Source organism: uncultured Fibrobacter sp., from assembly GCF_947305105.1.
GTDB lineage: Bacteria > Fibrobacterota > Fibrobacteria > Fibrobacterales > Fibrobacteraceae > Fibrobacter.
Genome location: NZ_CAMZCS010000013.1, coordinates 39,707 through 65,032, shown reverse-complemented (window position 1 = coordinate 65,032; position 25,326 = coordinate 39,707). Strand labels below are relative to the sequence as shown.

Genomic DNA, 25,326 nt, shown 5'->3' with positions numbered 1-25,326 from the left:
TTTTACTCTTGATTTAAAGGGGCAAAATAACGCTGATCGCGATATCTGGCTACCGGTTTTTCCGAAATCTGCCAGTTACTATCAGTTGAATACAAATACCATCCATCTTTTTTCATCCGATTTATATATCGTCCGTTAAAACGTTCATGGCGTTCATCGTAGTCATTCGGAGCTTCTTCGTAGAATGTTGACAACGTATCAGTACCATTCCGTATAATAGCAAAACTAAACTTGTTTGGATACAAGACAATTGTCATCAAATCATCTCCGAAATACTGCGCATCATCTACATCATCGGGCCAACCGGCCTCTTCCTTCGTAATCTGCGTGATGGTATTCGCAGCAGTGTCTAGCAAGGCAAATTTATCATAATACTTAAAAAGAAATTTCCCTTCCTTCCATTGCCGAAGAATCTCATTTCCATAAAAAACATCTATATATTTGTTCCAAACAGCTTTTTTTTCTACTGGTTCCTGTCCCACTTTCCAAACGTAATAGATAAACTCATTTTTTTTGTCTGATAACTGGAACAACACCGTAGAATCACCCAATGGATGTATCCTTGAAAGGGGGTTATATTCACCCCTACAATCAACAAGTCCCTCCCAATAATTGTACTCGACCCCTTTCGTGCCAACCAACCGTATTCCCTTCTTGACACAATCACGCCTTTCGGCTCCACTACTCCATTCGTAAACTTCATAGTAATCCACTGCCAAAAGGGCTGTAGAATCGCTAACCATGGCAAAACCAATACCCTTATTTGACCCCGATTCAACCAGCTTCGGCTCTTCTCCAAGATATTCACACCCCCACATGCAAATACACGCTACTACCAGCGCCATAGCAATCCAAGGTCTTTTTTTCAGGAACGGCATAAGAATCCCTTTTCAACAGTTCACAAACTGATGTGATTTTTACCACAAAAAGATATCCAAACTTTTATACAAAGTCAAGCCAAATTGAAAGGAGGCACGTGCCCCGAGCCTCGTACCTCGAGCCTAATACTGATTCAGGTACTTGACGTAGTCGCAGAGCTTGATTCCCGGCGGCAGTGCGCTCTTGTCGAAGCGGACCATGCGGACTTCGGCAGGCTTGCCGATGAAGCGGGCCAGAATTTCGAAGTTGTCCTGAGTTTCCCACACGGCGGCATCCATGACAACTCCATCGCCGCAGTCTGTTTCGCCCGTGCTGTTGCCAATGCCCGAAATGCGGGAGTTCTGCTTGAGCAGGCGCGTGTAAACTTCGGGAGCGACACCCAAGTGGTTCGATGCCGACGAGGAATCGTACACCACTACGTGAACCTCGCGGAACTGCTTCTTGGAATCGAACACGACCGTATAGCGGTGCATGTACGGCGCAACATAGAAGGACTCCTGCCAAACGTTGTCTGCAACGGGGCGGAAGTTGGAGATGGAATACTTCTTGAAGAACTCACGCGGAGTCACGCCATAACGAACAAGGTAATGCCCGAGCATCGTGGAGAAGTCGTGCGTTGTCGCGGGTTCCATCGACTGGCGGAGGCTGTCGACGGCGCGGTTCAAATCACTGGCGAGCCCGGCGTTGTTCGTCTCGACCACGACCGGCTTTTTGACCTTGGTTTCCTGGATGCGCTGGGCGATATCGGGGTATTCCGGATCGCGAGCCATGATTTCCTGGAACTGGTTGCGGGCCAAATCAAAATCGCGACCGTTGAGGTAGGCAAGGCCAAGGGCCTCGCGCAGCGGGAGGTTTTCGGGATAACGTTCCACCAGCGGTTCAAGGATTTCGCAGGCGACCTTCGCCCTGTCACGCGGAGTCAGCTGGGTGCCCATGCCGCCCACAGGCGACTGCTTTTCGCCGATGGTCGCCACGGCCATGCGGGCCGGGTTGAAATCCGGACGGATGGCCAAAATGCGCTGGTAAATTTTTTCGGCGGAATCGAAGTGTCCCTTATATTCTTCCAAATAACCTTTCAGCAAAAGCAGGCGGACGTTCACCGGATACTGCGAGAGCGCATAGTCCACAAGGGAGGCGCAACTGTCCAAAATGCCCTGGGAATGGTACATGCCCGCAAGCAGTTCAAAAGCTTCCGAGGATTTGCCGAACGAAAGGCTCACGGCGGCGTGGGCCTCGGCGAACGCCTCGTTTACGCGGGAATGCTCGGCCAACAACTTGGCATACCAGAGGCGAGCCTCGTACAAGGCCGGGGCCTTGTCGCAGGCGATACGGGCCAGTTCCAGCGACGCATTGGTATTGCCGACGGCGTAGGCCTTGCGGCTATCCATGTAGGCCGCCACACCCGAGCCGGGGAAATTCGCCTGAATTTTTGCGACCAGCATGTTCATGCGGCTCTGCTGGGCATCCGTAAGCGTATCCATTTCAAATAAAGTATTAGCTTCACCCCACACCGCCGGTATGCAGTCGGGGAACAACATCACGATAGCCTCGTAAATGTCGTAGGCGGCCTTCAGCGAGCCAGAACGGGAAAGTTCTGTTGCGCGGCGCAGTTCAGCCTGCGTCTGGACGGGGAGCGAAGACACGCCCTTCTGGAAATCCGGGGTATCACCCAGCATCAAAGACGTGCCAGCCGGGAGCCCGAAGGGGACTCCTTCGACCGTGACCTTGGACGGGCCGTAGATGTCGAAAAAGTAATAGCCAACGAACGCGATTGCCGCGCCGACACACATAACCAGGAATAAGTAGGCAGCCCTTCGGGCAAATGCCGACGGAGTAGACATTACAGCTCCAGGAAGTCCACGAGTTTTTCTTTATGCTCTTTGCTCTTTTGCAATTTACGGAGGGTCTTGTTCTTTATCTGGCGTACCCGCTCGCGGCTGAGTTTCAGGTCTTCGCCAATATCCTTGAGAGTCGTATCCTCAATGGTATCCAGGCCGTAGAACATGCGGAGGATTTCTTCTTCGCGCTGTGGCAAGGACGACAGCGTCTCCTGGATGAGCTTGCGGCGCTCGTCGCGCTCGAGGTCCTCGTCCTGGTTGCCGTCGGAACCGAGCACATCCATGAGGGTGCTCACCGAATCCGCACTGCTGGAGCCACCACCGGCATCGTCGCCGATCGGGGCGTCCAAAGAAATGTCGACGATTTTTTCCATAACCTCGACGATATCCCTCTCATACGGGGCAAATTCTTCCATCGCGATGGTCTTTTCGTAGTCACCGCCGTTCTGCATCAAGGCACGCTTGAAGCGGTTCACCAAGGCAAGCTTGTTCGGCGGAATGCGGACCGCACCCACCTGTTCAAACAGCGCCTTCTGGATGGACTGGCGAATCCACCACACGGCGTAGCTGATGAACTTGACATCCTTGTCCATATCAAAACGCTTGGCCGCCTTGAAAAGGCCAAGGTTGCCTTCGTTAATCAAATCCAAAAGGGAAAGACCGCGGCCCTGGTACTTGCGCGCAACGCTGACCACAAACCGCAAATTGCCTCGGATAAGGCGTTGCAGTGCGGACTTGCGAATCTCTTCCGTCTCTCCAGTCTTGATGATCTTCAACAACGCCGATTCCTCCTGCGGAGTCAGCGTAGGATACCTATTCAAGTCCCGGAAGTATAGCGCTTCGTTAAAATCACTCATGGAATACACACCTATCAATCCCTCGGGCAAAAAACCGTCGGTCAAACAAATATGGTTTTTTACTCCCGTTTCGTCAAATTGAACAGTTTATCGTAAGGGTAAATTCCCGAATTGTGACCATCGCTAAAGGATAGTCCCGCAGCATACCGACCGATGGATTGAATCCTTGTAAGTTTTATGTCCGCAGGAACTGTGGAATCGTCCAAAAGTTTTTCTCCCGTATGCTCATCGACGCACAGCGCACAGGGGCATGCAAGGCGAAGTTCGCGAATGCCGCATGCACCGCGAGTCCCGTCGCTCCATTCAAAGCCGAGTTTCCCGTCCTTCGTCCTGAAAATCTTCTTGGGCTGAATCATGCGTCCTCCACCGGAAGTTGTTCAAACTCGTAGTTGAAGCTCTTGAGCACACCGTCACCTTCGGATGCGAACATCGAGAGCGTGCGTACCGTAGCATCGGCCGCCTGCATGAACGCCTTCGCCGATTCGGAGTTCGGGTAGCGGAGCACCGCAGGGGTTCCTTCGTCGCCACAGCCCGCCACCGCAGGTTCCAGCGGCACCTTTGCAATCAATGGCACGCCCCAGCTCTTCGCGATGCGTTCGCCACCGCCTTCGCGGAAGATGTTGTGGTGCTTGCCGCACTGGTCGCAAATGAAGTAACTCATGTTCTCGACCACGCCCACCACGGGTACGCCCACGGAATCGAACATCGCGAGCCCCTTGCGGCAGTCGGCGAGAGCCACCTCCTGCGGGGTCGTCACCACGACGGCACCGGCCATCGGGCAGTTCTGCGTGAGCGTAAGCTGGATGTCGCCCGTTCCTGGAGGGAAGTCCACCAGCAGGTAGTCAAGCTTGCCCCACCGCACATGGTGGATAAAGTGCTGTATCATTTGGGAAACCATCGGTCCGCGCCAGATGGTCGCCTTGTCGGAATCGGCGAACATGCACATGCTGACGATGCTGATACCGCCCTTCGCCTCGACAGGCGCAATCGTATTGTCGTCAAAAACTTCGGGAGCGCGGTCGATGCCGAACATGAGCCCCATGCTCGGGCCATAGATGTCGGCATCCAAGATTCCCACTCGGGCCCCCGAGAGGCTGAGCGCCATCGCGAGGTTCGCCGTCACGGTCGACTTGCCCACGCCGCCCTTGCCGCTCGCGACCGCGACCACATGCGACACCTCACCGATGTAGGAAACCTTCGGAGCCTGCGTTGCGGCGTTGCCACCATCTACACGGCCCTGCGCCGTGAACGTCACGTTCACCTCGCTTGCGCCGAGGCTCTTGACGATGGCAATGCACTGGTCCTTGAACTGGTCACGGATGGGGCATGCCGGAGTCGTGAGCCGCAGGTCGAAGCTCACCTTGTCGCCCTCTATCTTCAGGTTCTGGACAAAGTTCAGTTCCACGATGTTCTTGTGCAGGTCCGGATCCTGGACCGCACGCAAGGCACTTAAGATATTTTGTTCGTTCAGTTGCATAGGGGAGTTGGAAGTAGGAAGTTAGAAGTAGGAAGTAGACAGTAGGAAGTGGTTGGTGGTTACGAAAACTTAGGCATTCTCAAGAGATGCGTCATGCAAGGTGGCCATTCTTCTTCGTAGTGGCTCACCAGGATGATGGTCGTCTCGGTCGAAAGCAGTTGCAGCAGGTTAAAGAGTTTCTCGCGGTATTCGCCCTTGAGCCCCTGCGTGGGTTCGTCGAGCAGTAGCACCTCGGGCGGGCGGATAGCGGCACGCGCCATGAGCACCACTCGCTTGTCGATAGGCGAAAGGTTGCGGAAGCGAGCATGCACATCCGAAAAGCCAAGGTACTCAAGCCACTCCTTCGCCTTTGCGCGTTCTTCCCAGGTGGTGTTCTCCGCCTTGCAGAGGTTAGCGGTAAAGCCCGTGCAAAGCACCTCGGAAAGGTCCAGGTCTTCACGATACTGGAGCGCAAGTTCAGGAGAGAAGAACCCGAGTTTCGCCTTGTGGTCCCAAATGTTGAGGCCATGCCCCGGACGTTCTCCTAACAAAGTAATGTCGTTCTTGTAGATTTGCGGGTGGTCGGCCGTGAGCATCCCGAGGAGCGTACTCTTGCCGGCACCATTCTCGCCCATCACCGCCCAGTGTTCGCCTTTGCGCACCGTCCAGTTGAGATTCTTGAGCACCGTCGTATCCCCGAATTGGACGTTGACGTTTTTGAGGTCAAACAAAATCTCGGCAGTGGACTGCGAATCAGGTTGGTGAGCCTGCCGAACCACCTGATTTGAATCAACTACAGTTCCCTTCGGCAAGCTCAGGGAACTTCCACGAAGTTCCACTATCTCGTAGTCCTTCAGCTCCGCCTTCGTGTACTTGGGTTTCGCGGCGGCACTCGGGAGTTCTCCTGCGTACTGCGTAAAGGTTTTATTCGCATAAACGAACGCAGGGATTTCCGGCAGCAGTTCATCTTCGCGAGCAAGGCGCACGGCAAGTTTCACGCCGGGGCGTTTCGACAAGTCCACCACACTCGCGGCCAAGTGGCTACGGAATTCCGGGTCGAGTCCACCGAACAAGTCGTTGAAGTAAATCCATTCCGGTTTTTCCATCCACATGCGCGCAAGCAACACGCGGCGCAGTTCGCCGTTCGAAAGGCTCAGCAGTTTGCGGTCTAGAATTTCCGGCGAAAGTTCCGCAATCGAAAGTGCTTCGTCCAATTTCTCGGGGTCGGTTTCCGGCCAGGCCATATCGTCGATATAGCGGTCCGTCTGCAAAAAGAACTTCTTTTTCAAAAGCAGGTGCCGCACCAACGGAGCTTCTTCGTCGTGCAGGCTGATGAACCGCTGCTGGAAAAACGGGGCGAGCGCATGCTGGATTTTCCGCTGCATCGCTTCCGACATCGTGGAGACGTTTTTCTGCTGGTTCAAAAAATGAGTAATGACCCTATCCAAGTCCTCGCCTTCGGTGCTAAAAATCTGCACCTGCGGGAACATCTCGATTAAGGCCTCAAAACGCTTAAATTCCATAATATCAAATATAGAAAACGGGCCTATGCGGTGCTACCCTTGAATTTCCATCTCATCAAACAACCCATAAAGAAAAACACCTTTCTGCAATGCAGAAAGATGTTTGTTTTTGGAGGAGTATAAATTTTGCCTAGAACTTATTGAAGAAATCCCATGTAGTCTGCGGAACCCAAGACTGGAATTGGCCCGGATCCTTGTGATCCCAGATGTGGCCACCGTTCTGCGTGCACCAGCGAACTGGGAAGCGTTCCTCGACAGTCGTGTAATCGTAGCACACATGCGGACCGTTGCCACCATATTCCTGAGCCTTTTCGTTCTTGGCCTTGCCACCTTCGGAGTTGAGTTCCAGGATAATGTCGCGGGCGGCACGTCCCATTTCCGGGCGGCACAAGTCATCTTGCAAGCCGAGCACACCCATCCAACCGACACCCATTTTCTTGCGTTCCGGGAGCCAGATGTTGCGTTCGGCGGTCTCGTACACGGCCACGGCGCGGAGCACTTCCTGGTGGTTCCATGAAAGTCCGTTACTGAACATGGAGCCGTAGCTAAAGCCTGTCGAGAACACGCGGCTAGAGTCAATGCAGAAGTTGCCTTCGAGATAAGCGAGAAGTTCATCGAAAAGCGTGTAGTCATCCTGAGCCCACGGGGCCTGGTTTCCGTTGCCCTCGGGGGCGACGAAGATGACAGTCTCATCCTTGTCAAACTGCTTCAGACCATAATAGCCTTCGTCCTGCACGCCGCCGGCCCAGCCGCCCATGCACTGCATTCCGAAAATGAGTTTGTACGGTTTGTTCTTGTCGTAGCTCTTGGGGATATCGATGCGCACGGTGCGCGTTCCCTTGCTCCACTTGAATTCGATGTAGGGCTTGTCGCCACGGTACTTGTAGTCGAGCTTGGTGTCTTTACCGCAACCGCTACTGGGAACGGGGTCGTTCTTCAAGCCCCAACCATAAGCATACTGCGGTTGTGGCGGCGCAGGCTTTTTCAAGACGAGCGTCAAGTTCGTATCCAAATTGGTCAGATGAACCGTGAGCGTATCGTAGCCATTCGCAATCACGCGAAGGTCATCGTTGTCGCCCACTTTGAGTAAAGCCCGTGCGTGGGCTTTTTCGCCGAATGCGGCGGAAAAGCTCCCGTCGGCAGTGAACTTGAAGTTCTGTTGCGCACTGCCAACCTTGACGCGGGCAAAGTAAGTACCCCTAGCCTTAATAGACGCATTCATGTCTACCGTTCCCGTGCCGTACAGGGTCTCGTCGAGCAGGCGGTTGCCCACCATGTCGAACACTTGCACGCGAACTGGGCTGCCTGAACTCTGGGAGAACGAAAGCACCCCATTGTTCACCGACAAATACCCCACAGGTCGCGATACCGCAAGCCCCTGGAGCGAATCTGTCAGATTACCTCCAACAGAAGCCGCCGAGTCCTGTGGACCGACTTGCCCCGGATTCCCAGGAACGGCCTCGTCTTGATGGAGGGAAAACGATCCCGTCGCATCGGTTTCCGCACGGAGGCCCTTGCCCAAAAGAGTGACAGAAGCCTTTTCGATGGCCTTGCCACTTTCGTCATTGACCTTACCGGTTACGGTGAACGCACTCGCCTCAACTGCCGAGAGAGCAACAGAGCAAACGAGCGACACAGCTATTGCTAGTGTACTTTTCATACCAAAACATCCTCATATTGCCAATATTCCTCATATTGCCTTATCAAGATATCCTCATAATGTGGGAAACGTCACAGCCCCGGAATGTTTTTCATGGACAATAAATCCACGGCAAAAAGTTTACAAACGGCAAGAAAAGAATTATCTTGTTTGCGTGAACCCTATCTTACAAAAAGCTGTTCAAAACGGGCGAATTACCCCCGCCGAAGCGCTCGATATATTGAAAAACGCCCCGTGGACCGAGGTCGCAGAGACCGCCGATGCCGTGCGCAGGCGCATGCACCCCGAAAACAAAGTGGGTTACACGGCATTCCGCATCGTGAACTACACGAACGTCTGCGAAGTCACGTGCAGTTTTTGCAGTTTTTGCAGGCCGGCACATAGCCCCGAAGCCTACATACTTAGCCTCGACGAAATCCGGCAGAAGACGATTGAAGCGAAGGCCAAAGGCGCCGACCAGATTTTTTTGCAAGGGGGCGTGAACCGGGAAATCCCGCTCAGCTACTACACCGACGTGCTCAAGATGCTCACGCAAGAAATGGGCGTGAAAGTACGCGGATTCTCGCCGGTGGAGCTCGTGCGCATCGCGGAGTTCAGCAACATTGCTTTGGACGAACTGCTCGACATATTCAAGGAGGCCGGGCTCAGTTCCGTGCCGGGCGCAGGCGCCGAAATCCTCTCCGACCGCATGCGACAAATGCTCAGTCCCAAGAAGCTCCCCGCGCAGCAGTGGTGCGATACGCTCGCAGCCTGCCACAAGAAGGGACTCCCCGGCAGTGCAAACATCGTGTTCGGCAGTGTGGAGACGCCCGAAGAAATCATCGAGCATTTGGATTACGTGCGCAAGACGCAGGACATTGCGCAAGGGTTCAAGAGTTTCGTGGTGTGGACATTCCAGCCGCAGACGGACAAGTTTCCCATCCGGCACGTGCGCGGCGACGAATACCTCAAGTTGCTCGCCCTCAGCCGCCTTTACCTTGACAATATCCCGCACATCGAAGTCTCGCTGCTCGGCATGGGGCTATCGCTCGGCGAACTCGGGCTGCACAGCGGCGCCGACGACATCAACAGCATCGTGATAGAAGAAAACGTATTACAGAACCACGGGCTCACGACCATCGAGGCGGCCGAAGAATTTATACGGAATGCAGGATTCACGCCGTACCGGCGCAGTTTAAATTTTGACTAAGGCTACCGACCTAAAAAATTAAGCACAGCGGGCTAGCCAACGTGTGCTTATACGCGCGAAAAGATATTGCGTGATTTTTCCATGCATCTATATAATTAGTGAGAGAAGAAGATTTTTATCCTATCTCATCACAGGTGCATGGATTCTCATCAGGGCACACACAACTGCCACACAGCATCTGCGTGTATTCCATGTCCACGACCTTCATCTCGGGAGCAACGTATTCCTTCTTTTCTTCCATTTTTTCTCCTTCACCTGTTCCTAAGGAACAGCTTCTATACTAATTATAACACAAAAAAACGGAACAGGCAACGGGAGGCGCCGTTTCCCCCCTAAAAAAAGACAACCCCGGTCAATAAACCGGGGGTACCTTGTTTTCCAAAGTGATCCCAAAAAATCAAGCCAGCTTTACCGATTAGGCGTGCTTAGCGTACTTCTTGAATCCCTTGACCAGCAGGACAGCGAGGATGCAGTACATTTTATTCTCCTTTTAACCTTGTTTTCCGACGTTTTATCGCCATTTTCTTTTGTCGGCGCCAATATTAACAATTTTTTACTAACGTTTCAAGGGAAAAAAGTATATAAGAAATGCTTTTTTTTCATTACCTGCCAAACTACCCCCTCCCCGACAGCGGATTTCACGGCTCCATTTGCCCACAACCGATTACATCTCGCACAAGGAAAATTGGTAAATTTGGGAGCATGAAACGCGTTTTAATTACTTGCCTCGCCCTCGCAGCTCTCGCAGCGGCACGGCCAACGCTCCAGTTGGACCGCGAACGCATCGAAGCCGGGCAGGCATTCGGCCTCCAGTTTATCGTCCCCCTGCAGGAACTCCCGGGCAACAGGGAAGTCCCCCAACTAGAGACAAAGAACGGCTTTACCTTCATGGGCCTCGACAGTACAGACCAAGTCATCCGTCCCGGTTTTGACGACATGTTCGAATCGTTCTTCGGTGGCGGCGGCAGGGCCTACAAGGCGCGCATTTACACATTCAAGGTCCGGGCCCCCAAAAGGACGGGACAGATTGACGTGGGACAGATTATCTGGACAATCAACGGGGAACCGCAGGCCGTCAGCGGGAGCATTCCCGTCAACGTGCAGCGTTCCTACAACGACGACGCCTTGGCCGTGAGCCTCACCCCGAGCAAAAAGAGCATCTACGAAGGGGAACAGTTCTACGTCACGCTTGGCTTCCACACCTTCGAACATTTCGAAGGGAACCTCCAGGCCACCGACATGAACACCGGCAGCGACTTTATCGTCCACAGGAGCGACCTCTCCAACATGGAATTCAAGCCGGTCGAAGGTGCCCGCCGCGAAATGCAGGCGAGCGCGAAATTCGCCTGGCTCAGCCCCACCAAGAGCGGCAACCTCCAGATTCCGCCGTTCAAGTTCAAGTATACCAAACGCGGCGAGCCCAAGGTTGTCGAAGAGAAAAAACAGATGGGCAACATGTCGTTCTCGAGCCGGAGCGTGAAGCAGGAATCCATCGAGACCGAAGCGACCACCCCCGTAGTGAACATCAGCGTAAAGCCGCTCCCTGCCGAGGGGAGGCCCGCAAACTTCTCGGGAATGGTGGGCAACTACAGCTTTAATGCAGACTTCGACAAAGACCACCTGAAGGTCGGCGAAGCGCTCACACTCTCCATCACCATCAGGGGCGACGGAACACCCGGCACCATCACCGACCCGAAACTGCCCAGCTTTGACGACTTCCGTTCCGTGCCGCCCGAAAACAGCATCGACAAGAAGATATCCGGCAGCAAGGTCGTGACAACCAAGAGCATCAAGATATTCCTCTACCCCAAAAAGAAGGGCACGTTCGAAATCCCGGAAATTTCGTACTCGTGGTTCGACCCGGCCAAGAGGGCATACCAGTCCGAAACGCTCGGCCCTTGGACCATCGAGGTTGAGAAGGGCGACGCAGCGACCGAAGCCGCATTCATGCCGGCAGCCACCCGCCCCACCACAGTGCAAAAGCAAGAAATCGAAGCGCTCGGCAGCGACATCCGCTTTATCCACGCTATCAAGGGCAACGGAGAATCTCCGGCTCCGCACAGGAACATCGTTTTCTGGATTCTCTTTGCCGCAGCCATCCCGTTCTACCTCGTGGCAGTCTGCCTCATCCGCAGCCACCGCAAGCATAGCAGCGACGCGGCGCTCATCCGCAAAGGCAAGGCGAAGAAGATGCTCAAGGGCAAGTTCGCGAGCGCACATGCAGCCATGAAAAACGGCGACACCAAGGCATTCTACGCGGCACTCGAAGCCGGGCTCATCGACTACCTGAGCGACATCAACAACCTGGAATTCAAAGGCATGACCCGCGACCAGATGAAGCTGGAACTCGGGAAGCTCGGGCTCGACGAGGGCGCCATCGACAAGATTGACAAGTGGCTCGAGAAGTGTGCATTTGCACGGTTTGCGCCAGTGTCAACCACCCGCAACGAACAAGACGCCATGCTCAAGAGCGTGGAAGAGTTGTGTGAGTTAGTAGGTAGTAGGAAGTAGACAGTAGGAAGTAGGAAGTGGTTGGTGGTTAGGTTTTGTCATTGCGAGGGGCGATTGCCAGAGCCTGCCGCGAGCGAAGCGTGGCGGAAGCAATCTCCGCCGGTCATCGATGACCTCACAGCTCGGGCCTCGAACCTGATTGAAGAAGTAAATAGAATTTGGAAGGAACGTAGTAACATGAAGTTGAAATCTTTTCTATTCGCATTGATCGTACTGATTGGTGGTACTGTCGCTAGTTTTGCGGAAAGTGCGGGTTGTGCCGGGATCGACGCCGGGACAAAGGCCTACAACGAAGGTGAATACGAACGCGCTATTGACGAATGGCAGAACTGCGTCGACAACGGCTACCAGAACGCGGACCTCTACTACAATCTGGGCAACGCCTATTTCCGTAACGGCCAGCTCGGATTTGCCATCTATAATTACAAGACCGCACTACGACTCCGCCCCAACGACGAAGACTACATGCACAACTTGGAATTCGCCCAGGCCATGACCAAGGACAAGGTGGACGACGAAGAGGAGAACCCGATTCTCTCGGCGCTGTTCAAGGCGCACCATGCGTTATCGCTCAAGGTGCAACTCTTTGTGCTGCTCGGCCTGTTCTGGCTCATTGCTATTGTCTCTGTATTGCGCATCCTCGTCCACGGGGACCGCGCGAAGAACGCCTGCACTGGAGCGGTATTCTTTATCGCCGTCATATTCGGTGTCATCGGCACGAGTGCCGCCTACAAGGCGTTTGTCGCCGAAACAGAAATCACGGGAGTCGTCACCGCAAAGGATGCCGACATCACCAGCGCCCCGAGCGACAGGTCTCAAACACTCAACACGCTTTCCGAAGGTACGAGCTTCGAAGTGCTCTCGGAACAGGGCAACTTCGTCGAAATCCGCCTGGGCGACGCCATCCGCGGCTTCGTGAAAAAATCCAACGTGGGAATTGTCAGGTAAGCAACGCTATTCCAGCGGGGTATCCTCGACAATCTCCTTCGCCATTGACTTGACGACATCTTCCCAGTTCCCTTTGGTCATCGCAAAAGAAAAACTGCTGCTAACGCCAAAGACGCCATGGCCCATAATACGGCGGCTATCCACATCTGTAAAGACGTAGGTTCCCTTGGCCATCAAGAACTTGTTATTGAAGCAACCGCCCTGCCCTACACACGGGGCCATATCACGCCAAAACTGAATCGGATGAACCGTAAGAACCATCCCGTGCAGGCCTTTAATCTTTTCGGGATTCGGGAGCTGGAAGTCAACCATATTTTTGCCTATAGGCAATTGGGCAAATGCAAAATTTTCATCCTTTTCGATTCTCATTTCGGCATTCACCCCTGTGCGCAACTGCAGTTCCATTTGCAACTGCGACGCCATCCACTCTCCAAATTTCGTGGTGTATTCCGGGAGGTCGTCTTCAAGGTCATCCGTATTTGACACATAGGGTTCTGTAATGAGGACAGTCAAAGATTTCGGTTTTTCGTTCCATGTGGGGTCAACGTTCAAACGAGTGCCGCCACACGACACCAAAAGCATCGCAGCAAAACACAGGAACAAGACAAGTAACCGATTCATGAAGCATTTCCTTTATAAATTTTTCGTGTATTTTTCAGGATAGCTCGAGACAGGCCTCGGTTTCCAGAAGCGGAAACCAATACCGACACTCACTACGCCCATAAAACCCACTTCAACTTCATCTTCCTCATGATAATGGGAATAGCTACCCGCAGGATTGAGGCCTAGCGAAAATTGAGTGTGGAGGAACATGTCCCAAGATTCTGCGATAGGGAAGAACACGCTCCCTTGGATGGCTGTCCGAGGATATACGGCATTCTTCTGTATAGGGAGATCCTCTTTGTTCGGATACACATCCAGGAGAGATAGACCCAGAAGGAAATCAATATTAAAACGCCTGTACGATCCGGCAGAGAACCCAAGCATCAGCGCCATTCCTTTTTCGGAAAAGGCTCCGTCATGGCTATTGCCGCCGCAAGAGAAGAAGTATTCATACTGAGCCGACAAAAAACGGAACTGGTATTTCAAGCCCAAAGAGAACAGGGCCGGAATATCAACATTCTCTGTATCGTAGCCATCCATTAAAGGAAGCCCAACGATGCCGAACATTGAAAGGGACATCCATACGGCCTTCTTGGCGATTTGCTGGCGGACTTTTTCCGTACCCATCTCGATTTTTTCCTCTTCGGTCGGATAGATACGAATCATTTCTCTTTCCACAAATGCCCTGTGTCGAGAATTAGGATATTTCTCTAGGAAATTCTTTTTCTCCTGATCCAGCCATCCGAGACCTGAATACCATTCGTCATTCCGCTTATGGAAAAACTCATAGTTATATGTCGACATCAAATAGCGAAAATAAAGAATTGCGACATCCTTATCTTCGCGGGAAAGCGACATAGTATTTAGGCCATCAACAAGCCTTGTTTCCGACAACGTCTTGAACATGACTTCCTCGTTCTTGGTATCGAAGCGGTCTATCACGGATTCAAACGTCCTTGGGCGGGCTTCAGTCGCATAGCGGTCTATCAATTGCCAGTATTCGCTCATCTGTTCACGGTTCAAGAGGAGCCCCGCATATTCATCACGGGAAAAAAAGTTTTTGCCGGGCAGCACAGCCTGGAGGCATTGTTCTACCAAGGCAATTTCTTGTGTATACGCTTCAAGACACAGGAGCCTATCTTCAACACCCGATTCGCCTTCCCAAACCTTCACACTGAGGCCAGGGACTCCAGTGGAAACGGAAACACTGTTGACAGAATACTCTTTCTGGCAGTTCTTGAATTTTTGCAACATTTCGTGTTTCTTCTGAACAAACTGGCTTTCGTCTTTAGGGCACACAAACATTGCTGCCCACAAGTCGGTCGCCAGGAAAAGCGCACACGCAACAACAAACAAAGCAACGCGTCTAGACATCAAACCTCCCTAATGGAACTCTCCCGAATCAACATATTCCGACTCATCCGGTTCAACAGCTTGCTGTCTTTCTTCGGATGCAGACTTCTTTGTTTTCGGCTTCCAAAAACGGACACCCAAACCGAAACTAATCGTGGTCATGAGATCGCCAGACGTCCCCCAGATTCTGTCTTGTCTAGCATTCCATTGAAAATACGGAGCAAGCCTAGTCGAAAGTTCAACATGCGGAAAAATATCCAAGGATTTTGTTATCGGAATAAAGTAATTCAACTGAAAGGCTCCCGCAAATCCAACCGTATTTTTTATGGTATGCAGTTTTTCCTCAACAGGATAAGCATCAACGACCGAAACGCCTAAAAGGAGATCCGCCACAAACACCTTGTACGCACCCGCAGAGACTCCAGCCATAACAGAAAATCCCTTATACGACACGACATCGCCATGAGCGTTGTCTCCAAAAGAGATGTCGTACTGGAATTGAGCGGCGAACCAACGATATTGGAACTTAGAGCCGAGCGTCGCCAAGGCAGAAACATCGTACTGATCGTCATAATCACTACAAGGAGCCCATAATAGAGGACCATACGCCCCAAAAGCAGAGATACCCCACTGGAATTTTTCTGCCGCAATTTCCTTCTCTTCCTTAATATCTTCACGTCGTTCTTTCATTCTTCTCACGAATTCATCGTACTCCCCTTCGACAATCCTATTCGATTCCATCATTGCCGCATCGTAACGCTTTGCATTTTCCTCTTCTTCTGGAGTAAGCTCTTCGAACACCATTTCCTTCTTGATAAATGCCCGATGGCGCGAGTCCGGATATTTCTCGAAGAAAGCCGACCTTTGCCTTTCAACCCAAATTTTCTTTCTGCATTCCGAATATCCCTCCGATTGAGCAACGCAGTATTTACGGTCGTATTTCATTTTCAAATACCGGAAATAGAGCAAAGCGACATCTTTATCTTCGCGCGTAATCGGCAAGGCGGACATACGTCCGACAAAACGGGTTTCATCCATAAGCCATGCAAGAAATGTTTCGTCTTTTTCATTATAACGGTCAACAACGTTTTCGTTAAGCATCGGTGAATTTTCCTGCCCATACTTATCAATCATTTCCCAGAAAGGCCCGACAGCCTCTCCGACAACAAAATAAGCAGAAAGTTCTTCCCTTGAGAATAGGCTCTTTTGCGGGAACGTTTTAGAAAGGCACGCCGCAAGCGTATCCACATACATCGTATATTGATTCAGGCACTCGTCTTTTTCAAGCTTTTTCACTTCTGGCCGTTCGAACGGCATGCCCTGCGTATCGTCTTCGTAGGAATCCGTGTCCTTCTGATAGACCGGTACATCCACCACCCTGAAGCCTCCGATCCACAATCCAACCGAAAACGTAAACGAAGAAGGCTTTTTCTTCTGGCAATACTGGAACATCTTTAGAGCGGTTCGTTTCCTCGCAGCATAATAGTATTCGTTCTCGGGACAATCGAGGTTATCCAAAGACAACGTTTCAGCCATAAGACTGCCTGCGAAAAAGGCCACAAGCAAGGCAATCTTCAACCCCAGAGACAACGGCATAAAAACTCCACATCGTTTAGGTTTCCCATACCCCGTTGTAAATATAACATAAAGTCATTCACCGCAGGCGAATGTAATTTTTTTTGTTCAGAATAACGAGATTTATCAGGAACAAATGTTCTAGATGATTTTTACCTTGGTCACAAAATCGGTATTGCCGCTACATTCGATTTTGGCATAAAGGAACTTTGTCGGTACTTTATCGTCAAAGTGTTCGGAATACCAACCATCGTCGCGGACGGAGTAAGAGAGTTTTGAATCCAGTTCAAGGACCACGCGGCGGCAACCCGGCACAGAAATTTCAGCCGTCGATCCGCGCAATTCCACAGAGGCATCCGGATGCAAGTGGAACGGGATTTCTAAAACGGCATTTTTCGCGCACAGCAAGGAATCTGTGATTGTAAATTCGTCACTTTCACGGTCGTACCGGACTTGGCGCGTGTGTATTACGCCCTCGGGTGCATAACCGTCATGGGAAGCAGTCACCTCGCCCGCAGTTTCATCGCACGAGATGACATTCACCTTGTAATGATTCTGCCACATCGTACGCCCAATCTGCTCTGCCTGGTTTTTACCGTTCACGCAAATGGTATTATGGGCTAACGTACTCACAAAATAATCGCGAAGGTTCTTATCCATATAGCAGGAGTACGTTCCCGGATCCACAATGACAGGGTGCCCGTCTACATGCAAGATAAACGACAACGCATCGGCATGCCCATGCGCCGCAATGCTCAAGTAGCCAAGCGGAGCAGCATCAAAATGCATATAGGTTTCGTGATCCTGCTCCAACTTCCTAAATACGAAGTGGCCGCTTTGCGCAAAGAACCTGTTTCCGTCTTGGAGCGGCGTGCAGGGAAGCGACTCAAATTTTTTCTTGCCCTCTTCCCCGAAAAGGATACTGTTTTTCTCGTCCCAGACAAGGCCTTCGCGCTTAAACGAGGCATCGCCAAAATAGGTGGCAAAAGAAACAAGCAGCGACTTGAAATTATTGAAATGCCCGCCCGCATCTGGCCGCAACACATACCGGTCGTCACCGTCACCGTACATAGGATAGTTGTAGTGGCTATCGACAAATGCGTTCATGTAGTTCGCCATGGCATGCAGGCGTTCGTCGTAAGCCTTGGAAAATTCGCTATCGGCACGCTTGCCCACAATGGCCGCAACCAAGAAGAGTTCATTGACATACTGGATGTATTCCGCAGCTTCTTCGCGGTTCACGCCCTCTGGAGTGTTCTGCAAGAGGATTTCTTTTTCCAGCCCCTTCTTCGCGTAAGCGAGCCGCGATTTTTTGTGTGGAATCTTCCAGCCCGCAGCAGCCACAAACAGCCCGACAAGTTCTGCAACCCTATGGTTGTTCGCCGAAAAATGGAGAGACGGATGTACGTACGAGTATTCTGCATGTTCGCAGATCATCTGCATCCACGCATCCCCGATAAACTCGTCTATGGCACTATTGTGCTTCCGCAAGTCGTCCACATTCAGTATCTGCCAACAGAAATACCAGCATATCAGTCGCAAGTTCACTTCGACATTGCTGTACCAATTCACGCCTTCCATGTAGGGGTTATCTTCCCTCCAGGTGGCGATATAATGGCAGAACAACACGAGCCATTTCAGGTCGCCGCAAGCCCTGTACACAAAAGCGAGATGCAACAGGAACTGCATCCGGTTCACTTCCCACACATATTTCACGCTGCCAAAGAAACCACTGCGAATATCGATATCGTAAGCAAACCTTGCCGGGAAGCGTTTGCCTGTCGACAAGTCTAGATGCCAATCGATTTCCTTGTTGATATCGATTTCCGATTTGAAAATCGGATAATACAGATGGGCATCTTCAGTATCGATGATACTGCAATCCGGTATAGGGAGTGCAACTTCGTAATCGTCCTGCGCAAGCCTGTCGAAAAGATGGCTCCGCACAAACCGTCGAATGCGGTACAGATAATCCCCTGCCGAAAATATTTGCATTGTCTTGACGCTCCAGGATAATGAACTTATAACGTCATTATAGAATAATTTATCCTTTCCCGGAAAACCGGAATCGGGAAAATTAGTTGAACCTAAGCATCAAGGCGATTTCGAACTGCAGAATTTGGCGTAAATGGGCGGTTTCGTCGTCCAATTTTTCGTGAATTTGCCTGTATTCAATATAACTGCTCATGGAAGCAATCTTGTTGAACTGGTAACCGGCACTCGGGCGAACAAACCATTCGTGCGTGCGCGAAGGTACGGTACGATCGGTAAGCGAAAGTTTCGGATTATACACTGTGTATGGCTCGTCGACATCAAATTTCCACTGTCTAAAGATTCCGTCGGTCCCGCTTTCCTTGTTCCACATGTCGTAATCTGGATCAGGATCGTATTGTTTGCGGATGCTCTTCTTGTAATCGTAGCCGGCAGTAAACTTGAGGTCGATGTCGTTATCCAACTTGAAATACCATTTCCACAACTGGAACCCGCGCTTCGTCTTGAGCGGGTAAGAAACGGAGAAATCGTCGCCCACGTTGATATCGAAGTCGTTATACAGCGAGGTGTGGATCCACGGGGTTTCCCAGAAGTACTTCGAGGTGTCGATCCCATGCCCAGCAGAATCCGGCCAGCTCGTGATACCGATGACTTCCTGTTTCGGTCGGCGGTCGACATCGGTAATCTTTAAGCGGACAGAGTTCTCGATGCGAATGTTCTTCTGCGTGAGGAAGCTCAAACGGATAAGCGGGTTGAAGTTCCATTCCGTGCCCCAAGAATCTTCGGCGCTCTGGAACGGGCGAACTGTGGTAACATAGGTGTAGTCAAGGCGGCTGTTCGCCGAAACGCTACGGAAACCGTTCAAGAACGAAACTCGCTGCGAGAAGTTCGGCACGTTGACAGCGACTCCAATCTTCGGCCAGACCGTGGTCGTGTCGATATACAGCGGGTACTCACGCGCCTGGGAGAATTCTTCCTTCCATTGCAAATCGCCAGTCACGCCGATATCCCAGAACGGCAACATGATGCTGGTCCCCGTCTGGAACGAACGGGAGACGGAGTGACGGAAATTGCCCTGATACACAAGCGTGTCGACATGGCGGTTGCGGTATTCCGCGAAATCTCTAAAGTCGTCGCGATGGTCTAGACCCATGTCACCCGAGACGATGTTCCACAGCCCGCGGTTACGGTAGCCGTTACCAATACCGAGACCGTAGAGATAGTACTGGAACGGAGTGACGCCCTGTTCTTCGTACAGCTGGGCCAAAGTGAAGTTCTCACCGAGAGTATTGGTGGTTGCCGTCCAGTTGAAACGGATTTCACGCCAGCGAATCGTTTCCATGCCACGAGCCACGGGGTTTGTCTTACCGAAGGACTTCACGAAATCGAGAATCCTGAACGTCGGGTTGAAATCAAAACGGTTGGTCTGTGATATAGTCCAGTAGTTTTTCTCAACGTTCGTCTCGTCATAAATATCGTATTCATCAGGAATTGTCTTCTGCTGGTTGAAATCAGAGGAGAACGAAGTCGTGAACGGAATGAACGGGATGATATTCGGGTTGAAATTCACCCGGAACTGTTGCGTCCTGGACCGTTCGTTGCGCAGGATACCGTAAGACTTACCGTATTCCCTCGTACCCACACTATCGACCTTATAGAACGCAGTGGTATCGTAGCGGATTTCATAACTATCCGGGTTCTGCATGTCGATAGCGAGAGGTTTGCCGTCGGCATCTACACGAGGAATCGTGTCGTACGGGATAATCACCGTACTGTCTTTGGATACATAAACCTTGCGGTCGGTATGGTCGTAATCAAAAACCACATCGCTTGCGAAGAGGCCGCCGTCATCTGGGCTAAAGAAGTTTTCCTTGACGAATGCCTCACGGTCGCCACCACCATACATGTCGCGTCTCACGTTCAAGCTGTAAGAGGTGGAGAGGAAATTGAAGATGTTCCAACGCATGTTCAACTTATGGGACAAATCCGTCGTGTAGGTGACCACCTTGTCTACCTGCGGTTCTACAAAATCGGGATCACGATCCTGGTCCACATAGCGGATATAGCTCAAATCGAACAACGTAACATCGAATGTCTGCGGCCATGGTTCAAACTCGATTTTAGAAAAGTCCGAAGCCCAGCCATACCGAGCAAGTCCACCGAACGGAGTCAACTTGAACAAGCTGAACGTACCCAACTTATATTCGATAATGGTATGATAAGAATAGGTGGAGTCCGCACTCGTTGTCGCACGCGCCTCCGTCTCATGGTACGAATAGCTCCATGCCGGGCGTTCCAAAAGCACCTGCGAAAGCACTTCGCCTATAGCCGATTCGTTAGCCTTGTAATCCTTGCTATAGCTCAAGCCGAGCGTCTTGTCACGGGTATAAGATTCATAGCCCTTGGACTTACCCTCGTCACGAAGTTTCTGTTCTTCCTTGTTCGACGTCACGCTCAAGTCGTTCTGGAACATGTCTCCCGTAATGTCGGAGAAGCTGCTCTTGTCAAGAATCATGTCGTCCGTAGGCTTCATGTACGGGCGCTTCGTGGAACTTGCGTAACCCAAGCTCAACGGGATATGGAAACCGAGACTGTCGTTCAGGAACTTGTTCAAGGCAAAGTTGATATCGCCAGAAACATCAAGCTGTGTCGCCGCATCGGACAGTTTCGGTTTCGGCGAACCACCCGAAGTTGAAAGCGTCGCGAAGTCGCCATCCTGGTAACGAACCGCTCCAGAAACAGAAACGAAATCGGCGAAGTCGACCTGGCCACCCACACGCGCCGCATAGCCCCATTCCGTATCCATGTCGGAAAGGCGAAGATCATTTATCCAGAACGTACCCTCGAGGTCATCGGGAGAGGCGCTGGAATCGGCAATGATGACAAAGCGGACCCAATCGATGTTCGTAATAGAGGGATTACCGACCAAGCGCAGATGTTCTTCACGATCGCCACCGAGATCTTTCTCGATCGGTTCAAGGAAAGGCGGGCGACGGCCACGTTTCATCTGCGAAAAGTCCATGATGTCCATGGAGAAGGCGTTATCGAGCCAGTTCTGTTCGTGGCAATCCTGCGGACGGCCTCCGCAATGTTCTTCCAGCTTTACCGGGCGGAAGCTCCATTCGTAATAATCATTGGACCCTTCAAGCGAACCCTCACCAAACTGCAAGGCAAAACGGATGGGCACATGGTCGGCCTTGGTTTCGTAATGGATTTCCATTTTGAGGGACTTATACATGGAGAAGTCCTTCTTGTCCGTCTCGAAAATACGAGTCACACCCACTTCTTGACCGGCGTACATATTCTTGTACTTGAGTTGGAGCGAAGTTTCCTTGAGCGGGGCATTCGTTTCGGTATCGCGTTCGGTCTTGATATTGGGCGACTTGAAATACGTATTGGAATTTTCGCGGTTGTTAATCGTGGAGACTTCGATATAGTTCGTATCGCGGCTTGCCACCTGTTCTGTAACAATCGTCTCTACTCCGTTCACTTCCACCACCTGCGAGTTCTCGGAAGTCGAAGTCACATAGCGGTCAGCAACCGTCGTTTCTTCCCAGGAGTTCCCCAAGACACCCATGCTGACGATTTGCACCTTGGATTCGGCAACGCCCGGATTCAGGTTTCCAAGCCAGAGACGCGTGTACTGGGCACCGGCCAAAATGCTCAAATAGTCGGCAGCCATCGGAGAAACAATCGTATCGTACTGGCTCAACGGGATAGTCCACTTGCGCCAGCCGTTCCTCAATTTTTCAATATACGGAGATGTCGTATCGGACAAATCGATGCGATAACGGACAAAGTTGATATCCTGGTCCAGAGTTCCATTGCGGTTGATATCTTCGGTATCATACTTGCGTTCGCCGGAGTTGTTTTCCGTACCGTTGATATTCACCGGAGGATCACTGTCATCGTCGTATTTATCGGAATAGTTATCGCGGGCAATATCGGTTGTCGCCGCATCGGCCTTGGGCGTTTTGTCTTCGCAATCGCTTGCGCTAGGGCCACGGCAGACCCACTTCGTCAAGCTGTCGGCTTCGTCACTCCCGGTGACACCATCCAGGCCCATGTCGTGCAACGCCGTGGTCGTTCCAATTTCGTTTTCACCATTGTACTGCCCGTTCGGGGCCCGGCCATTGATAGAGATATCTTCACTGACCAAGCCCAAGTCGATATAGATAGACCCCACATTACCACGGGCGACAATCTCTATATACTTCAAGTCGCTCAAATCCTGGTAATACGAACTGTTCGGGCGCATGATACCGCCCCAGGAATTGCCCATGAGGTTGTCGTTGGCACGCAACGTCATCTTGAGCACGGTCAAGTGCTGGTTGTCGACATCGGAATTGCCCACGTTCGGATAGATGTACTTGTACAGTTCGGTGCTGTTGCTATGCCAGATGAACTCACCCTTATGACGGTAGTCCAAATTTTCAATATAGGTCGAAGGATTCGTGCTCACGCCACCCGGAGGAGACGCCGGATACCAAGAAAGGCGGGACATCGGGAACACGAGGCCAGAAGCAGTCGATTCAAAGTCTTCGACCAGAGCGGCATTGGCTTCGCTCGTATTGGCATTATGGCGGCTGCTTGCAAATTCGGCTTCGAAGCGCCAGTTAGAAACCGCCTGCGTTTCGATGAGCGGAATCATGTTGACAAGGGAAGTCAATGCAGAAATAGTATCCTGCAAGCGGAGGTTCATCCCCCAAAGGAAGCTGTTGTACGGTTCGTTACCGAGTGTCGGAGTCTTTGCCGTAGTACTCTGGCTCTTGTACAGGGCCGTGAGACCGAACACAGACCCACTGCCGAACCCGTAGCGTTCCAATGGGAGTTCTGCACGAGCACCCAACAACAGTTTGTTGTCTATTTCGAACAGAGGTTCGCACTCGAACGTCACCTTGATTTCTTTATTGGGGTCAAGGGCTCTTTCGCTCAAAAGTTCAATCTGGCCCAGTTCGTAGTTGACTTCGTAGTCCACATCGCGGACGAGCACCGTGGAACCGGCTGTCAACTTTTCCGAACCCGGAGAAATGTCCATACAAGAACCCGCACTCACAGAATAGCTGGAGTTGGGGTCGCGGACACTGATTGTAGAATTGCGGCGTTTACCGACTGACTCAAAGTAGAACCTGCTCGTGTAGCGGTTCAGGTTATAAACCGGAAGCGTGTAGAGTTGCGACATCGCTGCCGAAGAATCCAGATTGCGCAAAGGTTCCAAGCAATTTGCACGGGCGAGTTCGGCTGCATTTTTCTGCCCCTTATATTTGGAAAGAGGCTTACAAGGCAACCACATTTCGCCGGTGTAGTTTCCGGAGGCGTCCTTCTTGAAAATCGTCGCGTCGTTAACGAGCGGAGTTCCGGTCGACTCGTCGGCAACACCCAAATCCTTCAAGAAACTGTTCGTCACGCCGGACTTGTTCTTCATGCGCAAGATAAAGCTGCTGGAGCTTGCATCGGAAATGCCTACAGAATACACGTTCCTGAGCATCAACTTGTCGATGTCGGTCAATTCCGGGAGCGTCGCATCCCACTGGATAAGGACGACCTTCGAACCGTCACGGATCTTGGTGTCACCGCCCTTACGGCCGGTACCATCATCGCTCCAGCTTGCCGCAATCAAGGTGTTGCGGTTCGCACCAGACACCTTCAAAATACCCGTCTTGCTATCGTAGTCGAAATCTTCCTTGGGGATTTCGGCCATGCGCATCACGGTCTTTTCAATTCTCTTACCGTCGGGAGTCGTATAAACGACAATCATGCTGTCGATGACATCCTTGGCATTCGACGAGATACGCTTATAAAGTTTGAGGTCCTTTGCCGGATAGTTGGACACCGTGCGCCCAGCAATAGCCGAATTGATATAGGCATTCCTCGCATCATGATTCAAGAAGTAATAACGGTAAGCGAGGAACTGTTTATCGAGAATCTGGAATTCCGTGGTAGACTCGCTCGCATTGATGGAATAAGATTCCTGGCTTCCACCATCTTGCGAGGCAATCGTCGTGAGGCGCCAGTCACCCAGTTTCCAGTCGGCCTTGATACCAAACAGGCCTTGGTGCTGTTCGGAATAACCCGTCAACTCCGTACCCGAGAGCGTAAGAGATGTGGTACCCGCTTCCACGCGCTGCAAGATATAGTCTTCAAACTCGTCCTTGTACGATTCCTCGTAGACCACGCGGACCTGGTTCTTGACCCCGAGGCCGCTCTCGACGTTGTTGATTTCCACCGTGATGTAGGGGCCAATCTTGCCCTTCACCATGAAGCTCGGATCGTACGAAAGCGACGGGGACGGCCAGAGGCTCGTGTTGTCGCTGCCTTGGGCGTCGTCCTTCTCGCCGTAACCCTTGAGGCGGATATCCATGGTACCCTGCAGCATGAGTTTCGGCTTGTCGAGGCCGAAATCCCTCATCCATGCGGGCATATTGACCGGAATCGTAATATCGAACACGGAACCGGTTTCAGGGGCCTCGTATCCGTCGTTCGGCTGGCCCACGAGCCCGTTCAACCACAGGCGCCTACGGCCCACATCGTACATGTCGGACACGTAGTCGGCCAGTTCCGGGTAGTGGGCGGTCCAGAGAGTCGTCGTATCGCGGGAAATGGAATTCACGCGTTTTTCGCTCACGTCGAGTTCACGGGTGGCGATGTCGATATCGTGACTGAACACCCGCCCCTTGTTCGTGTTCATCAGGCTCGGGTTCGCACCGACACCATTGAACGGCAAAAGATTGTCAAGCGGAGCTGCAGAAGGAGGAAGGTCAATGTAGTTGATCGACGGTTGCCATTCCGTCTCGGCAGGATCCGGCTGGGCTTCAGCCGGATCTGTATCCGAAGATTGCGATTCGGGCGCAGACGCCGCCTGTGCATAGGCGAATCCCACCGCGATAAGCGCACCCGCAAGGCCATTCAAAAAGGCCTTATGTAACCGTCGTTTAAAAATCA

General features: G+C 51.9%; 16 protein-coding genes. 3 read left to right on the top strand and 13 right to left on the bottom strand.

Annotated elements, in window-relative coordinates; all coding sequences use genetic code 11:
- Positions 1-2 precede the first annotated feature (2 nt).
- The 7 genes from Q0Y46_RS08020 to Q0Y46_RS07990 form a co-directional block, all read right to left on the bottom strand.
- Positions 3-878 carry a hypothetical protein gene (locus Q0Y46_RS08020; protein WP_297946473.1) on the bottom strand — a complete coding sequence of 292 codons (876 nt, stop codon included), beginning with the start codon at positions 876-878 and terminating at the stop codon, positions 3-5.
- A gap of 123 nt (positions 879-1,001) precedes the next feature.
- Positions 1,002-2,720 carry a hypothetical protein gene (locus Q0Y46_RS08015; RefSeq protein WP_297946470.1) on the bottom strand — a complete coding sequence of 573 codons (1,719 nt, stop codon included), beginning with the start codon at positions 2,718-2,720 and terminating at the stop codon, positions 1,002-1,004.
- A complete protein-coding gene (locus Q0Y46_RS08010) occupies positions 2,720-3,574 on the bottom strand; it encodes an RNA polymerase sigma factor RpoD/SigA (protein WP_290961249.1) in 855 nt (284 codons plus the stop codon). The genes Q0Y46_RS08015 and Q0Y46_RS08010 overlap by 1 nt, the downstream gene beginning before the upstream one ends.
- 59 nt (positions 3,575-3,633) lie before the next feature.
- The gene (locus Q0Y46_RS08005) at positions 3,634-3,930 is read right to left on the bottom strand and encodes a DUF971 domain-containing protein (RefSeq protein WP_295859905.1); all 297 of its coding nucleotides are present in this window, start codon (positions 3,928-3,930) and stop codon (positions 3,634-3,636) included.
- Positions 3,927-5,051: an Mrp/NBP35 family ATP-binding protein gene (locus tag Q0Y46_RS08000; protein WP_297946466.1), complete on the bottom strand. Its 1,125-nt coding sequence runs from the start codon at positions 5,049-5,051 to the stop codon at positions 3,927-3,929. Before Q0Y46_RS08000 ends, Q0Y46_RS08005 begins: the two co-directional genes overlap by 4 nt.
- 59 nt (positions 5,052-5,110) lie before the next feature.
- Entirely contained in the window at positions 5,111-6,553 is a 1,443-nt protein-coding gene (locus tag Q0Y46_RS07995) for an ATP-binding cassette domain-containing protein (protein WP_297946463.1), read from the bottom strand.
- A gap of 130 nt (positions 6,554-6,683) precedes the next feature.
- The gene (locus Q0Y46_RS07990; RefSeq protein ID WP_297946460.1) at positions 6,684-8,213 is read right to left on the bottom strand and encodes an esterase; all 1,530 of its coding nucleotides are present in this window, start codon (positions 8,211-8,213) and stop codon (positions 6,684-6,686) included.
- 154 nt (positions 8,214-8,367) lie between these two features.
- On the opposite strand from Q0Y46_RS07990, the gene Q0Y46_RS07985 reads away from it, so the two are divergent.
- Complete coding sequence (locus Q0Y46_RS07985; RefSeq protein WP_297946457.1) at positions 8,368-9,402, top strand: CofH family radical SAM protein; 1,035 nt, start codon at positions 8,368-8,370, stop codon at positions 9,400-9,402.
- 115 nt (positions 9,403-9,517) lie between these two features.
- On the opposite strand, the gene Q0Y46_RS07980 is transcribed toward Q0Y46_RS07985, so the two are convergent.
- Positions 9,518-9,643: a hypothetical protein gene (locus tag Q0Y46_RS07980; RefSeq protein WP_297946454.1), complete on the bottom strand. Its 126-nt coding sequence runs from the start codon at positions 9,641-9,643 to the stop codon at positions 9,518-9,520.
- A gap of 461 nt (positions 9,644-10,104) precedes the next feature.
- On the opposite strand from Q0Y46_RS07980, the gene Q0Y46_RS07975 reads away from it, so the two are divergent.
- On the top strand, positions 10,105-11,913 hold the full coding sequence (locus Q0Y46_RS07975) for a BatD family protein (protein ID WP_297946452.1): 1,809 nt from the start codon (positions 10,105-10,107) through the stop codon (positions 11,911-11,913).
- Between the two features lie 177 nt (positions 11,914-12,090).
- Positions 12,091-12,861 carry a tetratricopeptide repeat protein gene (locus Q0Y46_RS07970; protein ID WP_297946449.1) on the top strand — a complete coding sequence of 257 codons (771 nt, stop codon included), beginning with the start codon at positions 12,091-12,093 and terminating at the stop codon, positions 12,859-12,861.
- 6 nt (positions 12,862-12,867) lie between these two features.
- Here Q0Y46_RS07970 and Q0Y46_RS07965 read toward each other — a convergent pair whose 3' ends face one another.
- From Q0Y46_RS07965 to sprA, 5 genes are all read right to left on the bottom strand, one after another.
- Positions 12,868-13,482, bottom strand: a complete 615-nt coding sequence (locus Q0Y46_RS07965; protein ID WP_295680162.1) for a hypothetical protein — start codon at positions 13,480-13,482, stop codon at positions 12,868-12,870.
- A gap of 12 nt (positions 13,483-13,494) precedes the next feature.
- Entirely contained in the window at positions 13,495-14,838 is a 1,344-nt protein-coding gene (locus Q0Y46_RS07960; RefSeq protein WP_297946446.1) for a hypothetical protein, read from the bottom strand.
- Positions 14,839-14,847: 9 nt separating this feature from the next.
- Positions 14,848-16,413: a hypothetical protein gene (locus tag Q0Y46_RS07955; RefSeq protein ID WP_297946443.1), complete on the bottom strand. Its 1,566-nt coding sequence runs from the start codon at positions 16,411-16,413 to the stop codon at positions 14,848-14,850.
- Between the two features lie 120 nt (positions 16,414-16,533).
- The gene (locus Q0Y46_RS07950) at positions 16,534-18,387 is read right to left on the bottom strand and encodes an alginate lyase family protein (protein ID WP_297946441.1); all 1,854 of its coding nucleotides are present in this window, start codon (positions 18,385-18,387) and stop codon (positions 16,534-16,536) included.
- An 82-nt stretch (positions 18,388-18,469) separates the two neighbouring features.
- Positions 18,470-25,294: a cell surface protein SprA gene (sprA, locus tag Q0Y46_RS07945; protein WP_297946438.1), complete on the bottom strand. Its 6,825-nt coding sequence runs from the start codon at positions 25,292-25,294 to the stop codon at positions 18,470-18,472.
- Between the last annotated feature and the right edge of the window lie 32 nt (positions 25,295-25,326).

What these genes read in the sequence shown, in the direction of transcription:
- Q0Y46_RS08020 (WP_297946473.1), bottom strand. Translation starts at nt 878, where the DNA reads ATGCCGTTCCTGAAAAAAAGACCTTGGATTGCTATGGCGCTGGTAGTA.
- Q0Y46_RS08015 (WP_297946470.1), bottom strand. Translation starts at nt 2,720, where the DNA reads ATGTCTACTCCGTCGGCATTTGCCCGAAGGGCTGCCTACTTATTCCTG.
- Q0Y46_RS08010 (WP_290961249.1), bottom strand. Translation starts at nt 3,574, where the DNA reads ATGAGTGATTTTAACGAAGCGCTATACTTCCGGGACTTGAATAGGTAT.
- Q0Y46_RS08005 (WP_295859905.1), bottom strand. Translation starts at nt 3,930, where the DNA reads ATGATTCAGCCCAAGAAGATTTTCAGGACGAAGGACGGGAAACTCGGC.
- Q0Y46_RS08000 (WP_297946466.1), bottom strand. Translation starts at nt 5,051, where the DNA reads ATGCAACTGAACGAACAAAATATCTTAAGTGCCTTGCGTGCGGTCCAG.
- Q0Y46_RS07995 (WP_297946463.1), bottom strand. Translation starts at nt 6,553, where the DNA reads ATGGAATTTAAGCGTTTTGAGGCCTTAATCGAGATGTTCCCGCAGGTG.
- Q0Y46_RS07990 (WP_297946460.1), bottom strand. Translation starts at nt 8,213, where the DNA reads ATGAAAAGTACACTAGCAATAGCTGTGTCGCTCGTTTGCTCTGTTGCT.
- Q0Y46_RS07980 (WP_297946454.1), bottom strand. Translation starts at nt 9,643, where the DNA reads ATGGAAGAAAAGAAGGAATACGTTGCTCCCGAGATGAAGGTCGTGGAC.
- Q0Y46_RS07975 (WP_297946452.1), top strand. Translation starts at nt 10,105, where the DNA reads ATGAAACGCGTTTTAATTACTTGCCTCGCCCTCGCAGCTCTCGCAGCG.
- Q0Y46_RS07970 (WP_297946449.1), top strand. Translation starts at nt 12,091, where the DNA reads ATGAAGTTGAAATCTTTTCTATTCGCATTGATCGTACTGATTGGTGGT.
- Q0Y46_RS07965 (WP_295680162.1), bottom strand. Translation starts at nt 13,482, where the DNA reads ATGAATCGGTTACTTGTCTTGTTCCTGTGTTTTGCTGCGATGCTTTTG.
- Q0Y46_RS07960 (WP_297946446.1), bottom strand. Translation starts at nt 14,838, where the DNA reads ATGTCTAGACGCGTTGCTTTGTTTGTTGTTGCGTGTGCGCTTTTCCTG.
- Q0Y46_RS07955 (WP_297946443.1), bottom strand. Translation starts at nt 16,413, where the DNA reads ATGCCGTTGTCTCTGGGGTTGAAGATTGCCTTGCTTGTGGCCTTTTTC.
- Q0Y46_RS07950 (WP_297946441.1), bottom strand. Translation starts at nt 18,387, where the DNA reads ATGCAAATATTTTCGGCAGGGGATTATCTGTACCGCATTCGACGGTTT.